The organism is Paraburkholderia sp., from assembly GCF_047605525.1.
Classification (GTDB): Bacteria; Pseudomonadota; Gammaproteobacteria; order Burkholderiales; family Burkholderiaceae; genus Paraburkholderia.
The window spans coordinates 79,431-98,320 of record NZ_JASGFN010000024.1 but is presented as its reverse complement, the minus strand read 5'-3'; the positions used below and the strand labels follow the sequence as shown (position 1 = coordinate 98,320).

Annotated in this window: 19 protein-coding genes; 7 read left to right on the top strand and 12 right to left on the bottom strand. The window is 65.9% G+C overall.

The genetic code is table 11. The annotated features are described in order from the left end of the window. Window positions 1-105: 105 nt before the first annotated feature. The 3 genes from QM685_RS28710 to QM685_RS28700 form a co-directional block, all read right to left on the bottom strand. A complete protein-coding gene (locus QM685_RS28710; protein WP_415121816.1) occupies window positions 106-582 on the bottom strand; it encodes a VOC family protein in 477 nt (158 codons plus the stop codon). Window positions 583-710: 128 nt separating this feature from the next. Beyond that, a complete protein-coding gene (locus QM685_RS28705) occupies window positions 711-1,196 on the bottom strand; it encodes a VOC family protein (RefSeq protein WP_415121814.1) in 486 nt (161 codons plus the stop codon). Window positions 1,197-1,393: 197 nt separating this feature from the next. Continuing rightward, complete coding sequence (locus tag QM685_RS28700) at window positions 1,394-3,052, bottom strand: SH3 domain-containing protein (protein ID WP_415121812.1); 1,659 nt, start codon at window positions 3,050-3,052, stop codon at window positions 1,394-1,396. A gap of 284 nt (window positions 3,053-3,336) precedes the next feature. Between QM685_RS28700 and QM685_RS28695 the strand changes: the two genes are divergently transcribed. The 4 genes from QM685_RS28695 to QM685_RS28680 all read left to right on the top strand — a co-directional run bounded on the left by QM685_RS28695 (window position 3,337) and on the right by QM685_RS28680 (window position 7,474). Beyond that, window positions 3,337-3,762, top strand: coding sequence for a TOBE domain-containing protein (locus QM685_RS28695; protein ID WP_415121810.1), 426 nt, complete (start codon window positions 3,337-3,339; stop codon window positions 3,760-3,762). A gap of 157 nt (window positions 3,763-3,919) precedes the next feature. Then, a complete protein-coding gene (locus QM685_RS28690; protein WP_415121808.1) occupies window positions 3,920-4,420 on the top strand; it encodes a GAF domain-containing protein in 501 nt (166 codons plus the stop codon). A 308-nt stretch (window positions 4,421-4,728) separates the two neighbouring features. After that, window positions 4,729-6,444, top strand: coding sequence for a putative bifunctional diguanylate cyclase/phosphodiesterase (locus QM685_RS28685; RefSeq protein WP_415121806.1), 1,716 nt, complete (start codon window positions 4,729-4,731; stop codon window positions 6,442-6,444). Window positions 6,445-6,664: 220 nt separating this feature from the next. Then, on the top strand, window positions 6,665-7,474 hold the full coding sequence (locus QM685_RS28680; RefSeq protein ID WP_415121804.1) for a mechanosensitive ion channel family protein: 810 nt from the start codon (window positions 6,665-6,667) through the stop codon (window positions 7,472-7,474). 75 nt (window positions 7,475-7,549) lie between these two features. Here the strand turns inward: QM685_RS28680 and rng are convergent, their stop codons facing one another. From rng to upp, 9 genes are all read right to left on the bottom strand, one after another. Then, the gene (gene rng, locus QM685_RS28675) at window positions 7,550-9,019 is read right to left on the bottom strand and encodes a ribonuclease G (protein ID WP_415121802.1); all 1,470 of its coding nucleotides are present in this window, start codon (window positions 9,017-9,019) and stop codon (window positions 7,550-7,552) included. A gap of 9 nt (window positions 9,020-9,028) precedes the next feature. After that, window positions 9,029-9,658, bottom strand: coding sequence for a Maf family protein (locus tag QM685_RS28670; protein WP_415121800.1), 630 nt, complete (start codon window positions 9,656-9,658; stop codon window positions 9,029-9,031). 296 nt (window positions 9,659-9,954) lie between these two features. Continuing rightward, on the bottom strand, window positions 9,955-10,425 hold the full coding sequence (gene rlmH, locus QM685_RS28665) for a 23S rRNA (pseudouridine(1915)-N(3))-methyltransferase RlmH (RefSeq protein WP_415121798.1): 471 nt from the start codon (window positions 10,423-10,425) through the stop codon (window positions 9,955-9,957). A 27-nt stretch (window positions 10,426-10,452) separates the two neighbouring features. Continuing rightward, window positions 10,453-10,905: a ribosome silencing factor gene (gene rsfS / locus QM685_RS28660; RefSeq protein ID WP_415121796.1), complete on the bottom strand. Its 453-nt coding sequence runs from the start codon at window positions 10,903-10,905 to the stop codon at window positions 10,453-10,455. Between the two features lie 4 nt (window positions 10,906-10,909). Next, window positions 10,910-11,599 carry a nicotinate-nucleotide adenylyltransferase gene (locus QM685_RS28655; protein WP_415121862.1) on the bottom strand — a complete coding sequence of 230 codons (690 nt, stop codon included), beginning with the start codon at window positions 11,597-11,599 and terminating at the stop codon, window positions 10,910-10,912. 77 nt (window positions 11,600-11,676) lie between these two features. After that, a complete protein-coding gene (gene hemF / locus QM685_RS28650; RefSeq protein ID WP_415121794.1) occupies window positions 11,677-12,600 on the bottom strand; it encodes an oxygen-dependent coproporphyrinogen oxidase in 924 nt (307 codons plus the stop codon). 182 nt (window positions 12,601-12,782) lie between these two features. Then, window positions 12,783-14,081: a phosphoribosylamine--glycine ligase gene (gene purD, locus QM685_RS28645; protein WP_415121792.1), complete on the bottom strand. Its 1,299-nt coding sequence runs from the start codon at window positions 14,079-14,081 to the stop codon at window positions 12,783-12,785. 180 nt (window positions 14,082-14,261) lie between these two features. Further along, entirely contained in the window at window positions 14,262-14,990 is a 729-nt protein-coding gene (locus QM685_RS28640; protein ID WP_415121790.1) for a YebC/PmpR family DNA-binding transcriptional regulator, read from the bottom strand. Between the two features lie 583 nt (window positions 14,991-15,573). Continuing rightward, window positions 15,574-16,224 (bottom strand): uracil phosphoribosyltransferase, encoded by a 651-nt coding sequence (gene upp, locus QM685_RS28635; RefSeq protein WP_415121788.1) that lies wholly within the window; start codon window positions 16,222-16,224, stop codon window positions 15,574-15,576. A gap of 245 nt (window positions 16,225-16,469) precedes the next feature. Here upp and QM685_RS28630 point away from each other — a divergent pair, with 245 nt between their 5' ends. The 3 genes from QM685_RS28630 (at window position 16,470) to QM685_RS28620 (ending at window position 18,744) form a co-directional block, all read left to right on the top strand. After that, a complete protein-coding gene (locus tag QM685_RS28630) occupies window positions 16,470-17,249 on the top strand; it encodes an SDR family oxidoreductase (RefSeq protein WP_415121787.1) in 780 nt (259 codons plus the stop codon). Window positions 17,250-17,309: 60 nt separating this feature from the next. Further along, on the top strand, window positions 17,310-17,699 hold the full coding sequence (locus tag QM685_RS28625; protein ID WP_415121785.1) for a methylglyoxal synthase: 390 nt from the start codon (window positions 17,310-17,312) through the stop codon (window positions 17,697-17,699). A 70-nt stretch (window positions 17,700-17,769) separates the two neighbouring features. Further along, window positions 17,770-18,744 (top strand): quinone oxidoreductase family protein, encoded by a 975-nt coding sequence (locus QM685_RS28620; protein ID WP_415121860.1) that lies wholly within the window; start codon window positions 17,770-17,772, stop codon window positions 18,742-18,744. Window positions 18,745-18,890: the final 146 nt, after the last annotated feature.

The following is an 18,890-nucleotide window of genomic DNA, read 5'->3' as shown; positions in this document are numbered from 1 at the left end:
ACCGATGCTAGCAAAGATCGGGCGAGCGTGACTGCGTGGGGCCGGGTGCGAGGCCGTCGCGCATGCGGGCGGGGTCCCGCGGTGTTGCGCTTGCCGTAAGCCCTTCTATTCGCGCTGATACGCTTTCCTGAGCTCCGCGATATCGAGCTTGATCATGTTCATCATCGAGACCATCACGCGATTCGCCTTCTCGCGATCCGGGTCGCGCAGCATCTCGAGCAGCCCGTCGGGCACGATCTGCCACGACACGCCGTAGCGGTCCTGCAGCCAGCCGCAGGCCATCGTCTTGCCGCCGCTGTCGAGGAAGGCCGACCAGTAGCGGTCGACTTCCTCCTGCGACGCGCAGTGCACCATCAGCGAGATCGCCGGCGTGAACTGGTATTGCGGGCCGCCGTTCAGCGCCATGAACTCCTGGCCGTCGAGTTCGAACGTGATGGCGAGCACGTCGCCTTTTCGTCCGGGACCGGCGTCCGTGTAGTGCAGCGTGGTGGCGATACGCGACGCCGGAAACACGGACAGGTAGAAGCGCGCGGCCTCTTCCGCGTTGCCGTCGAACCATAGGCACGGGGCGATTTTCTGCATGACGTTGCTCCTTCGGAACTGCTGCGGGTTGGCTTCGGTTCAGGCTCGGGCCGGCGGTGCGGCGGCGCGGCGCTCATCCGCCGCTCATTCGCCGCTCACCCACCGATCATCCGCCGGTCATTGGCCGGCTACTTCTTCTCGTCCGGCGAGCACGGCATCGCGGCCATCGCCTGCTGGATTTCCTCGGGGCTCAGATCGCGCTTGTGCGTCGCGAGCGACCAGCTATGGCCGAACGGGTCCTTGACCTGGCCATAGCGGTCGCCCCAGAACATGTCGGTGACGGGCATCGCGACGGTGGCGCCCGCCTCGACCGCCTGCCTGAAGCTCGCGTCGACGTCCGGTACGTAATGGTGGATCGTCACCGGCGTGCCCTTCAGCGTATTCGGGCCGAATGCCTGATGTTCGGGCCATTCGTCGGTCAGCATCAGCATCGAGTCGCCGATTTTCAGCGTCGCGTGCATCACCTTGCCGTCCGGCCCCGGCAGGCGGACCTGTTCGACGGCGTTGAAGGCTTTCGTGTAGAACGCGATCGCCTCGGCGGCGTTCTTGCAGATCAGGTACGGCGTGAGCGAATGCATCCCGTCGGGGATGGGTTTGACTGCGGCGCTAGACATGACGACGACTCCTTGAAGTAACGGTTCTTCAGTGGAAAGACGCGGCTGCGTATGCCGGGTCTTCAACGTTACGACGAGTCTGTTGCCGCTGGATCGACACTCCGGAAAAAATATTTTTTTGGCGAGGGGCAGGAGCAGGAGCGCAGGCTGGGCGGCGCCCTTGGCGGGCGCCTGCGCCTCTTTCCTTTGCCCGCGCGTTATCCGGCCGGATTGTCCTCGTCCGGCGGCGGCGCGGACGGCGCCGCGGCGCCCACCGGCGCGCCGAGAATGCTGATCTGGAACGTGCGCGTGGCGGCGAGCGACTGCAGCGTCGCATCTTCGGGAACGTGCTCGTAGAGCGGCAGGATCACCGAGCCGCCGATCACCGCGCGCCGGCTGTTGTCGGCGGGCCGCAGCCCCCATACGTCCTGATAGACGACGGGCACCGCCATGCCGTCGCGCGTCGTGTTGCCGATGTACAGCATCACGTGGCCGCCGATATAGATCAGCGTGCGAAACGGCACGCCATGCCGTGCCAGATAGTCGAGCCGCTCGGCGGGCGTCGACCCGGACAGGTCGACCATGCGCCCGGCGCTCATCTGCGTCGACGAATGGCGCGGCAGCCACACGCCGAACGCGGCGAAGATGCTTTGCAGTTCCGACGAACAGTCGTTGTAGAGCCCGCTGTTGCCCCAGCCGTACGGCCGCCCGATCAGTGCCTTCATCAGCATCGCGAGATGGCGCGGCGTCGCGGCGAGCGGCATCGGCGCGATCTGCGTGCCGTCGAGCGACGCGGTGCGGATCAGCGCGCGGCCGTCGGGGTCGCGCGCGGGCACGAGGAGTTGCCGCGCGGCGAGTGCAGGGACGCTGTTTTCGCTGGCGGCGTCTGGCGTGCCGCCACTCGTGGTTTTGCTGACGACCTCGCCGGTAGCGGCGCTGCCCGTCGCCGACCCCGGTAACAGCGGCAACATCGTGCCCGCCGGCGCGTCGAAGCGGAACACGCCGTGGCTGTCGCTGACCGCCGCCGACGCCACGATCACCGCGCCGAGCGACTTGCCGGCCGCCGCGCGCCATTGGTCGACGAAGCGGTCGTCGGCGAACGCGACGCCGTCGCTGCGCACCCAGCCCTGCACGTCGGGCGTCTGCACGTACTGCCACGCGCCGTCGACGCTGCCGCCGAGCACATAGAGCGGCGTGCCCGGCCGTACGGCCGAGATCTGCAGGTTGTCGAACGGATAGCCTTCGCCCGCCAGACGATGGTCATAGAACGACGGATCGGTGGTCGGCAGTTCGCGCACCATCAGGTTGCCGGTTGCGATCGCGCGCCGCTCGGGCTGATAGACCGGCGTCCGCGTAAACTGTGCGACGTCCATGTTGCGCGCGATCGCGTCGATCCACGCCTTGTCGTGCGGGCGGAAATTCTCGCCGTAGCCGATCACGCTGCCGTGCTTGCCGGTGTTGTCGAACTTGTCGATGCGGCGCTGCTGCAGCGCGGCAATATCCTGTCCTTGTTCGCGAAAGACGCGCGCCGTGACATACGCGGCGTTCCATGGCGACGGTGCGTTCGCGCCGGTGCCGAAGTAGCGCGCGAACAACGCGGCGAAGTGCGCCTGCTGCTCGGCGGCGCCGAGGAACGGCCGGTCATAGTCCGGGCTCCGCGGATCGAGCCAGTGATCGACGTTCTGGTCGTAGTGGGCAAGCGGGAACAGCGTGACGTTGTCGACGAACGCGTGCGTGTCGCGCGGCGGCGCCGGATTGCTGCACGCGACGAGCGTCGTGATGGCGGTGCCCAGCGCGATCGCGCGGCAGATGCGGCGCGCGCCGGAGCGCGAGACGGCGACACGAGGAAAGGCGCGGGGCAAGGCTGCTACGGGCATAAAGGTTCGGCATATGAGGTTCAAGGGCACGATGATACGGTGTCGGCGCCGCGCGCGGCGAGTTAACGCGCCGCGGACGTTGGCGGCGGCGCCGTGCGGGCTGGGTTGTGCGTTGCCAACACCCGTACATCACGCTTTTGTGCTTTCATCCGGTTGCGGCGCATACGCTTTCCCACACGCCTTCCATTACACTCGCTTTATCCATCCACACCGCGCCGCGCGGCGCTGCTTTGCAACGCCCGCGCGAGGCGCTTCAATCAGCTTCAATCAATCAGGAGCACGCGATGAAAACCAGCGCACGCAATCAGTTCAGCGGTGAAGTGACCGAGGTCAAACATGGCGCCGTCAACGACGAAGTCACGCTGCGCACCCAGGACGGTCTCGAGATCGTCGCGATCATTACGCACGGCAGCGCGAAGTCGCTCGGACTTGCCGCGGGCAAGAAGGCATTTGCGCTCGTGAAGGCGTCGTCGGTGATCGTGATGGTCGACGTCGCGAAGCACCAGGTGTCGGCGCGCAACTGCATCGAGGGGACGGTGGCGGCGGTGACGAAGGGCGCGGTCAATTCGGAAGTGACGATCAACGCGGGCGGCGCGCAGATCGCGGCGATCATCACGAACGACAGCGCCGATCGCCTCGGCCTCGCGAGCGGCAAACCGGCGACGGCGATTTTCAAGGCATCGAGCGTGATCGTCGGCGTCGATCAGTAGAGCGGGAGATGCATGATGCGCGCGATGAGTCGGCGTGAATGACGGCGTCGATGACGGCATGTAGCGCAGCACGCTGCATCCCCGATATCCGAATAGCCGCTTGCTTTACACTGCACGCGTTGCCGTTTCTCTTTCCGCTTTCATCACGGACGCCGTCATGTTCGAAGTTTCCTCCGCCTCGCATCTGCCCAAAGCCGCGCAATACGAAGAACTGGTCGCGCAGGCGCGCGCGCTGCTCGCCGGCGAAACCGACTGGATCGCCAATGCCGCGAATTTCTCCTCGTTCGTGTTTCATTCGCTGAGCGATCTGAACTGGGCCGGCTTTTACTTTCACGATGGCCGTGAACTCGTGGTCGGCCCGTTCCAGGGCAAGCCCGCGTGCGTGCGCATTCCGCTCGGCAAGAGTGTCTGCGGCACGGCCGCGCAAACGCGCCAGACGCAGGTCGTGCGCGACGTGCATGCGTTTGCCGGCCATATCGCGTGCGATTCGGCGTCGCAATCGGAAATCGTCGTGCCGCTCGTCGCGCCGGACGGTACGCTGATCGGCGTGTGGGATGTCGATAGCCCGGTTCTCGCGCGTTTCGACGAAGAAGATGCGAAGGGTATGGAAGCGCTGTGCGCGGCGTTCATCGAGGCGGCGCTGCCGCGCGGCGTGTAGTTTCCGGGCGCAATTTCCTGATGCGCATGCGGCGCGCCGCATGAAAGCGCGCTCCAATCTCTTGAACCGGCCCTTGTCGCGACGCTCGTCGCCGCCGGCTTTTACCCGGTCGGCGGCCATTTGCTACCTATATTTTGGAGGTTTTTTTCCATGCGTTAGCATGCGGGATCGCGCGTGAAAGCCGCTATCATAAGCACGATTGTCACGTGCTCCCGGCAGGGTGGAACGTTGGCTCCGTCGTTTGCGCGCTCCTCGGCAAGACTCCGCACACACTCGTTTCGACTACTCAGGACAACAAGGCCGGCGCGATGCATCACCCCCCTCACGTCGATGCGCGCACGCGCGATGCCGCTCTCGCGGCCGCGCCCTACGGCATGTTCATCTGCACGACGGACGGCCTCTTCGAGACCGTCAACGCCGCTTTCGAAAAATTGACCGGTTATCCCGCGCGGGAATTGATCGGCCAGCGCTCGTTCGAGTCGCTGCACGATCCGGCCGAACTCATCAAACGCCGCGCTGAATTGCCGTCGCTCGCGGCGCTGAATTCGCGTTATGAAGGCGAGTGGACGTATGTGCGGCGCAACGGCTCGCCGGTTCGCGTCGCGTTCGCGCTGGCGCCGCTCAATGTCGAATTCGCGCACCCGCATTTGCATGGATTGGCATTCCCGGCCCCGCGCTACGTCGGCATGGCGGTCGACATCACGCGCTATGCGCAATCCGAAGCGCGCCTGTGGTACGTCGCGCATCACGACGGCGTGACGCGTCTGCCGAATCAAACGCTGTTTACAGAACGGCTCGAAGTGACGATCGCGCGTTGCCAGCGCAGCGGCAGCAGCTTCACCGTGCTGATCGCCGAACTCGATCACTTGCGCAAACTGCGCGATGCGCTCGGTCTGCATGCGGCGGAACTCGTGCTGCAGATCGTCGGCGAACGGCTGCGCGGGCTGTTTCCGCACGACGGCACGATCGCGTCGATCGGCGGCACGCAGTTCGCGCTGCTCGTCAACGAAAACGGCGCGGCCGCCGATGCGTTCGCCGCCGAAGCGCTCGACCGTCTCGCCGAGGCGATCGATTACGCGGGCACCACGCTGAACATCACCGCGAGCATCGGCATCGCCGCGTATCCGGCCGACGGCGCCGATGCGCCGACGCTGATGCGTCGCGCGAGCGTGGCATTGTCGGCGGCAGCGGCGGTAAGCGGCAACGCGGTGCGGCGCTTTTCGACCGCGCTCGAAGGGCAGGCCGCGCGCCGCTTCGAACTGGAGACGATGCTGCGCGAAGCGCTCGAGCGCCAGCAACTGCATCTCGTGTATCAGCCGCAGGTCACGCTCGCGACGGGCCGCATCGCGCAGGTCGAGACGCTGCTGCGCTGGAATCATCCGCGGCGCGGCATGATCAGCCCGGTCGAGTTCGTGCCGGTCGCGGAGGAAGCGGGGCTGATCGAGCGGATCGGCGAATGGGTGATCCGCACCGCGTGCCGCGATGCCGGCCTGCTGCTGCGGCAGACCGGCACGTTGCCGCGTTTCGCGGTGAACGTGTCGCCGCAGCAATTCCACCGGCGGGACCTGTTCGACACGATCCGCGACGCGCTCGAGGACGCCGCGCTCGAGCCGTCGTATCTCGAAGTGGAAATCACCGAAGGCGCATTGCTCGGCGACATCGATCAGGCGTTGCACACACTGCATGCGTTGCGCGCGCTGGGCGTCGAAGTTTCGGTGGACGACTTCGGCACCGGCTATTCGAGCCTCGCGTACCTGACGCGCTTTCCGCTGAACCGCCTGAAAATCGATCGCTCGTTTGTGCTCGGCATGAGCACCGATCCGCAGAGCGCGGCGCTGGTCGGCGCGATCATCGCGATGGCGCATGCGTTGAAGCTGCGGGTGACCGCCGAGGGGGTCGAAACGGCCGGGCAGGCCGCGCAACTCGAAGCACTGGGATGCGACGAGGCGCAGGGGTTCTGGTTTTCGCGTCCGTTGACTCTTGCGATGCTGCGTAACGTGTTGAAGCCGATGGGCACGTTTTGACGCGTGACGATGTGCCGTCCACCATCGTGCGGGTAGAAATGACACGCACGCTTCCGCCTTGTGACGCCTTGCGGCGCAGGCATTCCGCTGTCCGGCTGCACGCGGTTGGTGCATTGACAACGAAGCCTGGGCAAGTCCCATTCCCCGGTGTGTAAGGCGAAGGACAGGAACGTATCCTGCTTCCCTGTGCATTGGGACAACGCAACTGAACAAGAGACTGATGAACGACCTTCTTACCCGTCTATTTCATCTTCAGCCGTCGCTGCTCATCACGCTGACGCACGACGCCATTCATATCGCGGTCGCCGCGCTGATTCTGGTGATCGGCTGGTGGCTGTCGAACCGTGTCGGCGCGATGTTCGCGAAGGCGCTCGCCCGCACGCACGCGGACCCGACGCTGGCACCGATACTTGCCACGATGGGCACATGGGGTGTGCGCGTGCTCGTGTTTATCGCGGCGCTCGGCGAGGTGGGTATCGCGACCGCGAGCGTGCTTGCCGTGCTCGGCGCGGCCGGCCTCGCGATCGGTCTCGCGCTGCAGGGTACGCTGCAAAACATCGCGGCCGGCATGATGCTGCTGTTGCTGCGGCCGTTTCGCGTCGGCGACGTGATCGAAGGCAGCGGAGCCGCGGCCGGCATCGTGCGCGAAGTGGGGCTGTTCACGACGCGTATCGAACGCGGCGACGGCAACCTGGTGTTCGTGCCGAACAGCCAGATCTGGAGCAATCCGGTGATCAATTACAGCAGCGGCGGCACGCGGCGCATCGAGGTCGAAGTGGAACTCGCGCAGCGCAAGGACGTGGATGCGGCGATCGGGCAGTTGCAGAAACTCGTGGCCGACGAGCCGCGTGTGCTGAGCGGGGCTACGTTGGCGCCGGTGGTGACGGTGGCGGATTATCCGGAGGATGGCGGCGCGAAGCTGAGGATTGCGGCGTGGGTGAGAACGCCGGATGCGTCGCTCGCGGGCGGGGATTTGCAGGAGCGGGCGCAGGTGGTGCTGGAGCAGGCGGGGTGTGAGGTGGCGGGGTAGGGGGCTGGTTGCTGGCTGGCGAATTGGCGAGACCGACGGCCGCGTAGCAGAGGCAGCCGTCACTCAGGTACCGCCTCACATTAAAACGATGTCGTACTGCTCCTGACTCAGATTCGACTCCACCTGCAACGACACCGGCTTGCCGATGAAATCAATCAGCATCGCCAGATGCTGTGACTCTTCCTCGAGAAACAGATCGATCACCTGCTGCGACGCGACCACGCGAAACTCGCGTGGATTGAACTGCCGCGACTCGCGCAGAATTTCGCGCAGCACGTCATAACAAACAGTCCGCGCCGTCTTTACCTGCCCCTTGCCCTGGCAAACCGGACAAGGTTCGCACAGCACGTGCGCGAGCGATTCACGCGTGCGCTTGCGCGTCATTTCAACGAGCCCCAACTGCGAGAACCCATTGACCGTCACGCGCGTACGGTCGCGCGACAACGCCTTCTTCAGTTCGCCCAGCACCTGGTCGCGATGCTCGACGTTTTCCATATCGATGAAATCGATGATGATCACGCCGCCCAGATTGCGCAGCCGCAATTGCCGCGCGATCGTATGCGCGGCTTCGAGGTTGGTCTTGAAGATCGTGTCGTCGAAATTGCGCGCGCCGACATAACCGCCGGTGTTCACGTCGATCGTCGTCATCGCCTCGGTCTGGTCGATTACGAGATAGCCGCCCGACTTCAGATCGACGCGGCGCGACAGCGCGCGCTGAATCTCGGCCTCGATGTTGTACAGATCGAAGAGCGGCCGCTCGCCGGTGTAGTGGTGCAGCTTCGACGACACCGCCGGCGTAAACTCCGCCGCGAAATCGGCGAGCATCTGATGCGTCTCGCGCGAATCGACCTGGATGCGCGAGCTTTCATCGTTGACGAAATCGCGCAGCACGCGCTGCGCGAGATTCAGATCCTGGTAGAGCAGACTGGTGGGTGGCATACGCTGCGCCTGTGACAGAATCGTTGCCCACGTCTTGCGCAGATACGCGACGTCGGCGGCGAGTTCTTCACTGGTTGCGTCTTCGGCGATCGTGCGCACGATATAGCCGCCTTTCTCGTCGGCGGGCAGCACGGCGGTCAGACGCGCGCGCACGGCCTCGCGCTCGGCCTCGCTTTCGATCTTCTGCGAGATGCCGATATGCGGTTCCTGCGGCAGATACACGAGCGTGCGTCCGGCGATGCTCACCTGCGTGGACAGGCGCGCGCCTTTCGTGCCGATCGGGTCCTTGACGACCTGCACCATCAGCGTCTGACCTTCGAAGACGATCTTTTCGATCGGCTGATGCGGCGTTTGATGTTGTGCTTCCCCGGCGATGCGCGGATGCCAGATGTCGGCTACATGAAGGAACGCGGCGCGTTCGAGGCCGATGTCGATGAACGCGGATTGCATGCCCGGCAGCACACGCACGACCTTGCCGAGATAGACATTGCCGACGCGCCCGCGCGACAGCGTTCGTTCGACGTGAAGTTCCTGGACGGCCCCCTGCTGAACGAGCGCGACGCGCGTTTCCTGCGGCGTGACATTGATCAGGATTTCTTCATTCATGGTGTTGTTCTAGAAGTCGATGCGCGCCGCGCGCAGGAGGGCAGCGGTTTCAAAAAGCGGCAAACCCATGATACCCGAATAGGACCCGTCGATATGCTCGATAAACTCCGCCGCGCGTCCCTGCACGCCATAGGCGCCCGCCTTGCCGAGCGGTTCGCCGCTCGCCGCGTAGCGCCTGAGCGCGTCTGCGTGCACCGCAGCAAAGCGCACCTTCGACACCGACAGCGCCGCGGGCAGCAACGCGCCGTCGGCGTCGATCACCGCGACGGCGGTCAGCACTTCGTGCGTGCGGCCCACGAGGCGAGTGAGCATCGCGACCGCGTCGCCGGCATCGACAGGCTTGCCGAGAATCGCGTCGTCGATCGTGACGGTGGTGTCCGCCACGAGGATCGGCCGCGCCGTATGGCCACCATCGACGAGCCGTGCGCGTGCCGCATGCGCTTTCGCGATACACACGCGCTGCACGTAGTCGCGCGCGTGTTCGCCCGGTAGTTCGGCTTCGAGCGCTTCGGCGTCTTCATCGGGGCGCGGCAGCAGCAGTTCGAAACGCACGCCGAGCTGTTGCAGTAGCTCCTGACGACGCGGACTTTGCGACGCGAGATAGACGAACGGATGGAGCGAAGCGGAGGGCGTGGGCATGAGCGGTGTCTCGATGGAGCGGAAACGGATGGCGTGAGGGCGGTGAATGCGATGAACGCAGGCGAGCATCAGTGATGCGTGCGGGGCGGGCGTTGATCCGGTGAGCCGATCGAAGCGGCATATCGATAAACACGTCGAAGCACCGCGCGTGCGCGCAGATCGTTGCATGAAACGACACGCAGTGCAAATGCATCAACCCGCGCCGGCTGGCAGCCCTGCGCGGCACGTTCAGGTGTATCGATCAGGGAGAGCGCAACGAACAGCGGCAACGCATCGCTTGCGCACGCTTCATGCGTTCACGCGCGGTGATACGGGTGATTTTGCGTGATGGTCCACGCGCGGTAAAGCTGCTCGGCCAGCAGCACGCGCACCATCGCATGCGGCAAGGTGAGGCTGGACAGACGCAGCAGCATATCGGCGCGCGCCTTCAGTTCGGGATCGAGCCCGTCCGCGCCGCCGATCAGAAAGGCCACGTCGCGCCCGTCCTGCTGCCAGCCCGGCAGCGCTCCGGCGAGCTGCATCGTGGTCCAGTCCTTGCCGCGTTCGTCGAGCGCGACGATGCGCGTGTTCTTCGGCAGCGCGGCTTCGATCTTCTGCCGCTCGGCGGCCATCACGCTTTCGGCCGACCGCCCCGACGAACGCTGCTCGGGTTTGAGCTCGCGCAACTCGATGCGCAGCTCGGGCGGCATGCGTTTCGCGTATTCGTCGAAACCGGCCGCGATCCAGTCCGGCATCTTGTGGCCGACGGCGAGGATATGCAGTTTCATCGCGAGGAACGCAGCGGCGCGCCGTGCTTACTTGCGACGAGCGGCCGTCTTGCGCGCGGGCTTCGCGGCCGGTGCTTCCTCGTCGTCTTCGTCCTCGTCGGCATCGCTGGCGTGCGCGCCGCCGAACGGACTCGGGCTCGACAGCTTGATGCGCACCGGCTTGTCGCCCCAGATTTCCTCGAGGTTGTAGTACTGGCGCAGCGCCGGTTGCAGGATATGGACGATCGCGTCGCCGCAATCGACCAGCACCCATTCGCCGATATCCTCGCCCTCGGTGCTGATGATCTCGCCGCCGGCTTCCTTCACGCCTTCGCGCACGCTCGACGCGAGCGCCTTGGTTTGCCGGTTCGAGGTGCCGCTCGCGACGATCACGCGATCGAACAGCGAGGTCAGGTGGGTGGTGTTGAACACCTTGATGTCTTGCGCCTTGACGTCTTCGAGAGCATCGACGATGACGCGCTGCAGTTTACGAATGTCCATGGAGTTACCGGTGGTACAGATGATGTTGAAGAATATAGTCCCACACCGCGGCGGGAACGTGACTCGCGGCCTGATCCTGTGCTTCGCCGCCCGCGAGGGCGAGCCGCTGGTTCACCTGTTCGCGCAGATGCGCGCGAATGTCGGTGGCCGACACGTCGAACGCGAGTGTCGTGTCGATCAGCAGATGGCCGCAGGGCGTGGCCTGCAGCACGTCGGCGCCCGCGCGGCGCGCGGCGATTTCCCGCGCGACCACCGGAGGAATCGACGCGAGGTCGAAGCCGGGCCGGGTGGCCACGCCGATGTGCGCGAGTTCGAAGAGGCGCCGCCAGTCGTGCCACGTGTCGAGATGCACGAGCTGGTCCGCGCCGATCAGCAGGGTGATCGACGCATCGTCGCCTTCGCGTTCGCGCCAGCGCCGCAGTGTGTCGACCGTGTAGGTCGGGCCGTCGTGCTCGATTTCGTCGGTCGCGACGCGCACGGTCGCGCCCGGCAGCGTCAGCGAGCCGGCCGCCGCGCGCGTCATTGCGAGCCGGTGTTCGGCCGGCGATACGTCCGCCTTCTGCCACGGCTGGCCGGCCGGCAGCAGCACCAGTTCGGTCAGCCGCAGCACGTCGGCGAAACGCCGCGCGAGCGCGAGGTGGCCGTCGTGGATCGGGTCGAATGTGCCGCCCAGCAAACCGATCCGGCGAGGCAGGGCGACAGGATGAGCGTTCGGCTTCAGGTGAGGATCCTTTGTCGTGACCGTGGGCAACGCAGTGCGGCGCTTGCGCGTCACATCCACTCCCGCGGCACGAGAAAATCGCTGTACAAACGCGCTTCCGGCGTGCCCGGCTCGGGCTGCCAGTTGTAACGCCAGTTCACCACGGGCGGCATCGACATCAGGATCGACTCGGTGCGTCCGCCGCTTTGCAGCCCAAATAGTGTGCCACGGTCGTAGACCAGATTGAACTCGACGTAGCGGCCGCGCCGGTACGCCTGGAACGCGCGCTCGGATTCGCCGTACGGCGTGTCGCGGCGCCGTTCGATGATCGGCAGATAAGCGTTCAGAAAGCCCTCGCCGACGCTCCTGAGCATCGCGAACGATGGCTCGAAGCCCGGCTCCGAAAAATCGTCGAAGAAAATTCCGCCGATGCCGCGCGGCTCGTTGCGGTGCTTCAGGAAGAAGTATTCGTCGCACCAGCGCTTGAAGCGCGGGTACAGGTCCGCGCCGTACGGATCGAGCGCGTCGCGGCAGACGCGATGGAAATGCCGCGCGTCTTCCTCGTAACCGTAGTAGGGCGTCAGGTCCATGCCGCCGCCGAACCAGAACACCGGCGCTTCGCCTTCCTTCGTCGCGATCAGCAGGCGCACGTTCATATGCACGGTCGGGCAGTGCGGATTGTGCGGATGCAGCACGAGCGACACGCCCATCGCCTCGAAGCCACGCCCCGCCAGTTGCGGCCGCGCGGCGCTCGCCGAGCCCGGCAGCGCATCGCCCGCGACGTCCGAAAAGCCGATGCCCGCGCGCTCGAAGAACTGGCCGCCTTCGAGAATCCGCGTGACGCCGCCGCCGCGCAGCTTTTCGCCGGGCGCGCGCCGCCAGGCGTCGGTCGCGAACGGCGTGCCGTCGAAGGCGCCGAGCGTGTCCGCGATATGCGATTGCAGGCCTTGCAGCCAACTGCGCACGGCCTGTGCGTCGTAGCTCGAATCGGTCATGAATGCAGATGCTGAGGGCGGCACGCTCGTCGTGCCGCGGGGTTCTTCGGGGGAGCGCGCCGGTCACGCCCGCCTGCCCGCTTTGCCGGGCCGTCGCGACGAGCGCGAAAAACAGTGTAGCGCCGGCAGTTTAGCCCAGCGCGGTTGTCGCCCCGCCGTATGCGTTCGAGCGGGGCGGGCGCTTAGTGCTTGCTGTCGTGCTTGCCGTCGTGCTTGCGGTTCAGCGCGCGATAGCCGATGTCGCGGCGATACTGCATGCCGTCGAACGAGATATGGTTGATCGTTTCGTAGGCGGCTGCCTGCGCGGTGCGCACCGAATCCGCGAGAGCGACGACGCACAGCACGCGGCCGCCCGACGTGGTCAGCTTGCCGTCCGTCAACGTGGTGCCGGCATGGAACGTGACTGCATCCGCGGTTTCCGCGGGAATGCCGTTGATGCGGTCGCCTTTCCTCGGCGTGTCCGGATAGTTGTGCGCGGCGAGCACGACGCCGAGCGCGGTGCGGCGGTCCCATTCGAGTTCGACCGTATCGAGCGTGCCGGCGATCGCCTGTTCGACGACTTTCGAATAGTCGCCCTTCAGACGCGCCATGATCGGCTGCGTTTCGGGGTCGCCCATGCGGCAGTTGAATTCGAGCGTCTTCGGGTTGCCCTGCGCGTCGATCATCAGGCCTGCGTACAGGAAGCCGGTGTAGCGGATGCCTTCCTTCTCCATGCCGCGCACGGTCGGCAGGATGATTTCGCGCATCACGCGCGCATGCAGTTGCGGCGTGACGATCGGCGCGGGCGAGTAGGCGCCCATGCCGCCGGTGTTCGGGCCCTGGTCGCCGTCGAGCAGGCGCTTGTGGTCCTGGCTCGACGCGAGCGCGAGCACGTGCTTGCCGTCGACCATCACGATGAAGCTCGCTTCCTCGCCGGCGAGGAATTCCTCGATCACGACGCGCGCGCCGGCATCGCCGAGCTTGTTGTCCGACAGCATCATGTCGACCGCGGCGTGGGCTTCTTCGAGCGTCTGCGCGACCACCACGCCCTTGCCGGCGGCGAGGCCGTCGGCCTTGATCACGATCGGCGCGCCCTTCGCGTCGAGATACGCGTGCGCGGCGGCGACGTCGGCGAAGGTTTCGTATTCGGCGGTCGGGATGCCGTGGCGCTTCATGAACGCCTTCGCGAAGTCCTTCGAGCTTTCGAGCTGGGCCGCCTCTCTGGTCGGCCCGAAAATCTTCAGGCCGCGCGAGCGGAACAGGTTGACGATGCCGGCCGCGAGCGGCGCTTCCGGCCCGACCAGCGTGAACGCGATCTGCTCTTTTTCGACGAAATCCGCGAGCGCGGCCGGCTCGGTGATGTCGAGGTTGCGCAGACGCTCGTCCTGAGCGGTGCCGCCGTTGCCCGGCGCGACGTAGACGAGCTGGACCCGCGGCGATTGCGCGAGCTTCCATGCGAGCGCATGTTCGCGACCGCCGGAACCGACGACGAGTAACTTCATGTGAATCCCCGAGACTTGAAAACCATAAACGGCCGGGCGGTGCGCCCAGCCGTGCAATAAACCATCAACAGCGAGGGCGAACGACGCCCGATGTCCGGCGGCGCGGCAACGGCTTGCCGCAAGCCGCATGCAGGATGCGCGCCATGCATGTCAGGCGCGTCACGCGTCGCCGGCGCAGGCTCATTCGCCGGCGATCGACGCGTTTGTATAGACTTCCTGCACGTCGTCCAGATTTTCCAGCGCGTCGAGCAGTTTCTGCATCTTCACCGCGTCGTCGCCGGTGAATTCGACTTCGGTCTGCGGCTTCATCGTGACTTCGGCCAGTTCGGCCTTGAAGCCCGCCGCCTCGAGCGCAGCCTTCACCTTCGAAAAATCGTGCGGCGGACACAGCACTTCGATGCTGCCGTCCTCGTTCGTGACGACGTCGTCGGCGCCGGCTTCGAGCGCGGCTTCCATCAGCGTGTCCTCGGCGGTGCCGGGCGCGAACAGGAACTGGCCGACGTGATCGAACATGAACGACACCGAGCCGTCGGTGCCCATGTTGCCGCCGTTCTTCGAGAATGCGTGGCGCACTTCCGCGACCGTGCGGGTGCGGTTGTCGGTCAGCGTGTCGACGATCACCGCCGCGCCGCCGATGCCGTAGCCTTCGTAGCGGATTTCCTCGTAGTTCGCGCCATCCGCGCCGCCGACGCCGCGCTGGATCGCGCGGTTGATGTTGTCTTTCGGCATGTTCGCGTCGGTGGCCTTGTCGACCGCGAGCCGCAGACGCGGGTTCGAGTCGATCTCGCCGCCGCCCAGACGGGCCGCGACCTGGATTTCCTTGATGAGCCGCGTCCAGACCTTGCCGCGCTTGGCATCGGCCGCTGCTTTCTTATGCTTAATATTGGCCCATTTCGAATGACCCGCCATACTTTTCTCCGTCGCGCGCGCCAGCGGGGCGCACGCATAGTGCAATTGTCGTTGCGAAGCCGGGCGCTTCGCGCGCCTCGATGTCAAACCGTTCGGGGCAAGCCTGCCGGTGCCCGGACCCTCACCGCCGTCTTGCAGCTACAGCGCGGCGGTTATCGCCCGCCTGACCGGACGCCGGCGGCGCGGTTGGGGCGGGGCGGCGGGCGTGCGGCAAACGCGGCGCCAGCCGGACAGACACCGCTTCAGCGATGCGCCGGTCAATGCGGGAGGCCGGGGTTGCCGCGGTCGTGCAGGCGAGGTGCAGGTCAAGCCGTGGGTCGAGCGGATTCGAATTTTATCATGCCGCGACGGGGCGGCAGAGGGGGCTGTGGCGCGAAACCGGGCGGAAATGCAATGAAAATGAAGCGGAAATGAAATGGCGCCGGCGGGGTGTCGGGCAAAGGCGACGAGTGCGGGCGAGGGCCTGGCAAAGAAGCGAAAAAGAAGCAGAAAAGCTGCGGAAATCCGCGCAATCCCGTGGTGGCGATAATCGCGGGGGCCGGCCGCCACCGCCCGTCTTTTACACGCCTCGCGCCGCGCATCCTCAGTTCTTCGTCCCGAACAACCGGTCGCCCGCATCGCCGAGGCCCGGCACGATGTACGCATGCTCGTTCAGCTTCGAATCGAGCGACGCGACGTACAGCTTGACGTCCGGATGCGCGTCCTGGAACACCTGCACGCCCTCGGGCGCGGCGACCAGCGCGAGGAACATGATGTTCTCGCCGGCCACGTTGCGGCGCTTGAGCACGTCGACCGCGTGCACGGCCGAGTAGCCGGTCGCGACCATCGGATCGCACAGGATGAACACGCGGTCTTCGAGGTCCGGCAGCCGCACCAGGTATTCGACCGGGCGATGATCCTCCGCGCGGTACACGCCGATGTGGCCGACGCGCGCCGACGGCACCAGTTCGAGCAGACCGTCCGACATGCCGACGCCCGCGCGCAGCACCGGCACGATCGCGAGCTTCTTGCCGGCGATCACCGGCGCGTCGATCTCCATCAGCGGCGTGTTGATGCGCCGCGTGGTCATCGGCAGGTTGCGGGTGATCTCGTAGCCCATCAGCAGCGTGATCTCGCGCAGCAGGTCGCGGAACGTGCGCGTCGACGTGTCCCGGTCGCGCATGTGCGACAGCTTGTGCTGGATCAGCGGGTGATCGAGGATGAAAAGATTGGGAAAACGGCTGTCCTGGGTCATGGCGGGCTCGCGCGCGGCGGCAAGGTGGATCGGTTCGGCGCGCTGCTTCGTTGGTGCCGCCCATGCGTGAAGGACGGCAGGGCAGGCGGGCGCGCCATCGCGCAAGTTTACCGAAAGAGTGCCACCCGACGATACCGGAGATTGCAGCGGCCCGGCGCAGTCCGGCACCGATTCTTCTAGAATCAGGGGAAACTTCGCAACGCCCGCGCGCGCGGGCGCCGGAACTCCGACACGAGGACACACGGATGGACATGGGAATCGCAGGACGCACCGCGCTCGTTTGCGCGGCGAGCAAGGGTCTGGGACGCGGCTGCGCGGAAGCGCTCGCCGCCGAGGGCGTCAATCTGACGATCGTCGCGCGCACCGCTGAAACGCTCGAGGCGACCGCCGCGGAGATCCGCAAGCAGAGCGGCGTCGAGGTCAGGACGGTCGCGTGCGACATCACCACGCCCGCGGGCCGCGCCGCGGCGCTCGCCGCCTGTCCGCAGCCGGACATCCTCGTCAACAACGCGGGCGGCCCGCCGCCGGGCGACTTCCGCAACTTTACGCACGAGGACTGGATCCGCGCGCTCGAAAGCAACATGCTCACGCCGATCGAGTTGATCCGTCAGACGATCGATTCGATGAGCGCGCGCGGCTTCGGGCGCATCGTCAACATCACGAGCTCGGCGGTGAAGGCGCCGATCGACGTGCTGGGGCTGTCCAACGGCGCGCGCTCGGGCCTGACCGGTTTCGTCGCGGGCCTCGCGCGCAAGGTCGTGCCGACGGGCGTGACGATCAACAACCTGCTGCCGGGTCTCTTCGACACCGACCGCATCGCGGTCACGTTCGAGGCGCAGGCGAAAGCGCAGAACATTTCCATCGACGACGCGCGCAAGCAGCGCATGAAGACGATTCCGGCCGGGCGCTTCGGCAATCGCGACGAATTCGGCCGCGCGTGCGCGTTCCTGTGCAGCGTGCATGCGGGCTACATCACCGGGCAGAACTGGCTGATCGACGGCGGCGCTTATCCGGGCACCTACTGAGCCGCGCGCAACCACCCACCACGACAACGACAGTCACAACGGTTTGAGGAGTCTTACGTCATGACCACCCGCATTGCACTGATCGCGCACGATCACAAGAAGGACGACATCGTCAAACTGGCCGGCGAATACGTCGACACGCTCGCGCGCTGCGAGATCGTCGCGACCGGCACGACCGGCGGCCGCATCAGCGACGCGCACGGCCTCACGGTCGAGCGCATGCTGTCCGGCCCGCACGGCGGCGACCTGCAGATCGGCGCGCAACTCGCGGAAGGGCGGGTCGACATGGTGATTTTCCTGCGCGACCCGATGACGCCGCAGCCGCACGAGCCGGACATCAACGCGCTCGTGCGCGCCTGCGACGTGCACAACATTCCGTGCGCGACGAACATCTCGACCGCGCGCATGGTGCTCGACGTGTTGACGCTGCGCCTGACGGGCCAGGCCTGACAGCGCGCCGGCTGCGCTTCACGGATATCCGCACGCACATCCAGACAGCCAGACAGATCAAGGAGACATGATGACCAAGGCAATCCGATTCGATAAAACCGGCGGCCCGGAAGTGATGAAATGGGTCGACGTGGAAGTGGGCGAGCCCGGCGCGGGCGAGATCCGTATCCGTCAGACGGCGGTCGGCCTCAACTATATCGACGTGTATTTCCGCACCGGTCTTTATCCGCTGCCGCTGCCGGGCGGCCTCGGCATGGAGGCGGCCGGCGAGGTCAGCGCGGTGGGCGCGGGCGTCAGCGGGATCAAGGTCGGCGATCGCGTCGCGTATGTCGCGCGGCCGCCCGGCGCGTATGCGCAGGAGCGCGTGCTGCCGGCCGCGCAGGTCGTCAGGCTGCCTGATGGCGTAAGCGACGAGCAGGCTGCGTCGGTGATGCTGCAAGGGCTGACCGCGCAATATCTGCTGCGCCGCACGTATCGGGTGAAGGCCGGCGACACGATCCTGATCCAGGCCGCGGCGGGCGGCGTCGGCCTGCTGGTGTGCCAGTGGGCGAAGGCGCTCGGCGCGACCGTGATCGGCACGGTCGGCTCCGACGAAAAAGCGGAGATCGCGAAAGCGCACGGCTGCGATCACGCGATCGTCTACACGCGCGAGAACTTCACGAAGCGCGTGCGCGAGATCACCAACGGCGCGGGCGTGCCGGTCGTCTACGATTCGATCGGCAAGGACACGTTCGAGAAGTCGCTCGACTGTCTCGCGCCGCTCGGTCTTTTCGTGAGTTTCGGCAATGCGTCGGGGCCGCTGCCGCCGATCGATTCGTCGGAATTCGCCGGACGCGGCTCGCTGTTCTTTACGCGTCCGACGCTGTTTACCTATATCGCCAAACGCAGCGATTACGACGCGATGTCGGCCGAGCTGTTCGACGTGCTGATCTCGGGCAAGGTCAAGACGAGCATCAATCAGCGTTACGCGCTGCCGGACGTCGGGCAGGCGCATGCGGATCTCGAAGGCCGCCGCACGACGGGCTCGACGATTCTGCTGCCGTAAAAGGAGGGCGCGCCGGGACGCGAGCAGAAAGCCTTACCGTATCTCCCCGAGGGCCGCGCCATCGAACGATGGCGCGGCCCTGTCCGTTTACGCGATTTTTACGCGCGCCCCACTATCTTTGACCGGGCCTTTAGGCCGCTTGGCAT

What these genes read in the sequence shown, in the direction of transcription:
- QM685_RS28690 (WP_415121808.1), top strand. Translation starts at nt 3,920, where the DNA reads ATGTTCGAAGTTTCCTCCGCCTCGCATCTGCCCAAAGCCGCGCAATAC.
- QM685_RS28625 (WP_415121785.1), top strand. Translation starts at nt 17,310, where the DNA reads ATGACCACCCGCATTGCACTGATCGCGCACGATCACAAGAAGGACGAC.
- QM685_RS28710 (WP_415121816.1), bottom strand. Translation starts at nt 582, where the DNA reads ATGCAGAAAATCGCCCCGTGCCTATGGTTCGACGGCAACGCGGAAGAG.
- QM685_RS28700 (WP_415121812.1), bottom strand. Translation starts at nt 3,052, where the DNA reads ATGCCCGTAGCAGCCTTGCCCCGCGCCTTTCCTCGTGTCGCCGTCTCG.
- upp (WP_415121788.1), bottom strand. Translation starts at nt 16,224, where the DNA reads ATGACCCAGGACAGCCGTTTTCCCAATCTTTTCATCCTCGATCACCCG.
- QM685_RS28685 (WP_415121806.1), top strand. Translation starts at nt 4,729, where the DNA reads ATGCATCACCCCCCTCACGTCGATGCGCGCACGCGCGATGCCGCTCTC.
- QM685_RS28680 (WP_415121804.1), top strand. Translation starts at nt 6,665, where the DNA reads ATGAACGACCTTCTTACCCGTCTATTTCATCTTCAGCCGTCGCTGCTC.
- hemF (WP_415121794.1), bottom strand. Translation starts at nt 12,600, where the DNA reads ATGACCGATTCGAGCTACGACGCACAGGCCGTGCGCAGTTGGCTGCAA.
- rlmH (WP_415121798.1), bottom strand. Translation starts at nt 10,425, where the DNA reads ATGAAACTGCATATCCTCGCCGTCGGCCACAAGATGCCGGACTGGATC.
- QM685_RS28695 (WP_415121810.1), top strand. Translation starts at nt 3,337, where the DNA reads ATGAAAACCAGCGCACGCAATCAGTTCAGCGGTGAAGTGACCGAGGTC.
- QM685_RS28630 (WP_415121787.1), top strand. Translation starts at nt 16,470, where the DNA reads ATGGACATGGGAATCGCAGGACGCACCGCGCTCGTTTGCGCGGCGAGC.
- rsfS (WP_415121796.1), bottom strand. Translation starts at nt 10,905, where the DNA reads ATGGACATTCGTAAACTGCAGCGCGTCATCGTCGATGCTCTCGAAGAC.
- QM685_RS28620 (WP_415121860.1), top strand. Translation starts at nt 17,770, where the DNA reads ATGACCAAGGCAATCCGATTCGATAAAACCGGCGGCCCGGAAGTGATG.
- QM685_RS28670 (WP_415121800.1), bottom strand. Translation starts at nt 9,658, where the DNA reads ATGCCCACGCCCTCCGCTTCGCTCCATCCGTTCGTCTATCTCGCGTCG.
- purD (WP_415121792.1), bottom strand. Translation starts at nt 14,081, where the DNA reads ATGAAGTTACTCGTCGTCGGTTCCGGCGGTCGCGAACATGCGCTCGCA.
- QM685_RS28640 (WP_415121790.1), bottom strand. Translation starts at nt 14,990, where the DNA reads ATGGCGGGTCATTCGAAATGGGCCAATATTAAGCATAAGAAAGCAGCG.
- rng (WP_415121802.1), bottom strand. Translation starts at nt 9,019, where the DNA reads ATGAATGAAGAAATCCTGATCAATGTCACGCCGCAGGAAACGCGCGTC.
- QM685_RS28705 (WP_415121814.1), bottom strand. Translation starts at nt 1,196, where the DNA reads ATGTCTAGCGCCGCAGTCAAACCCATCCCCGACGGGATGCATTCGCTC.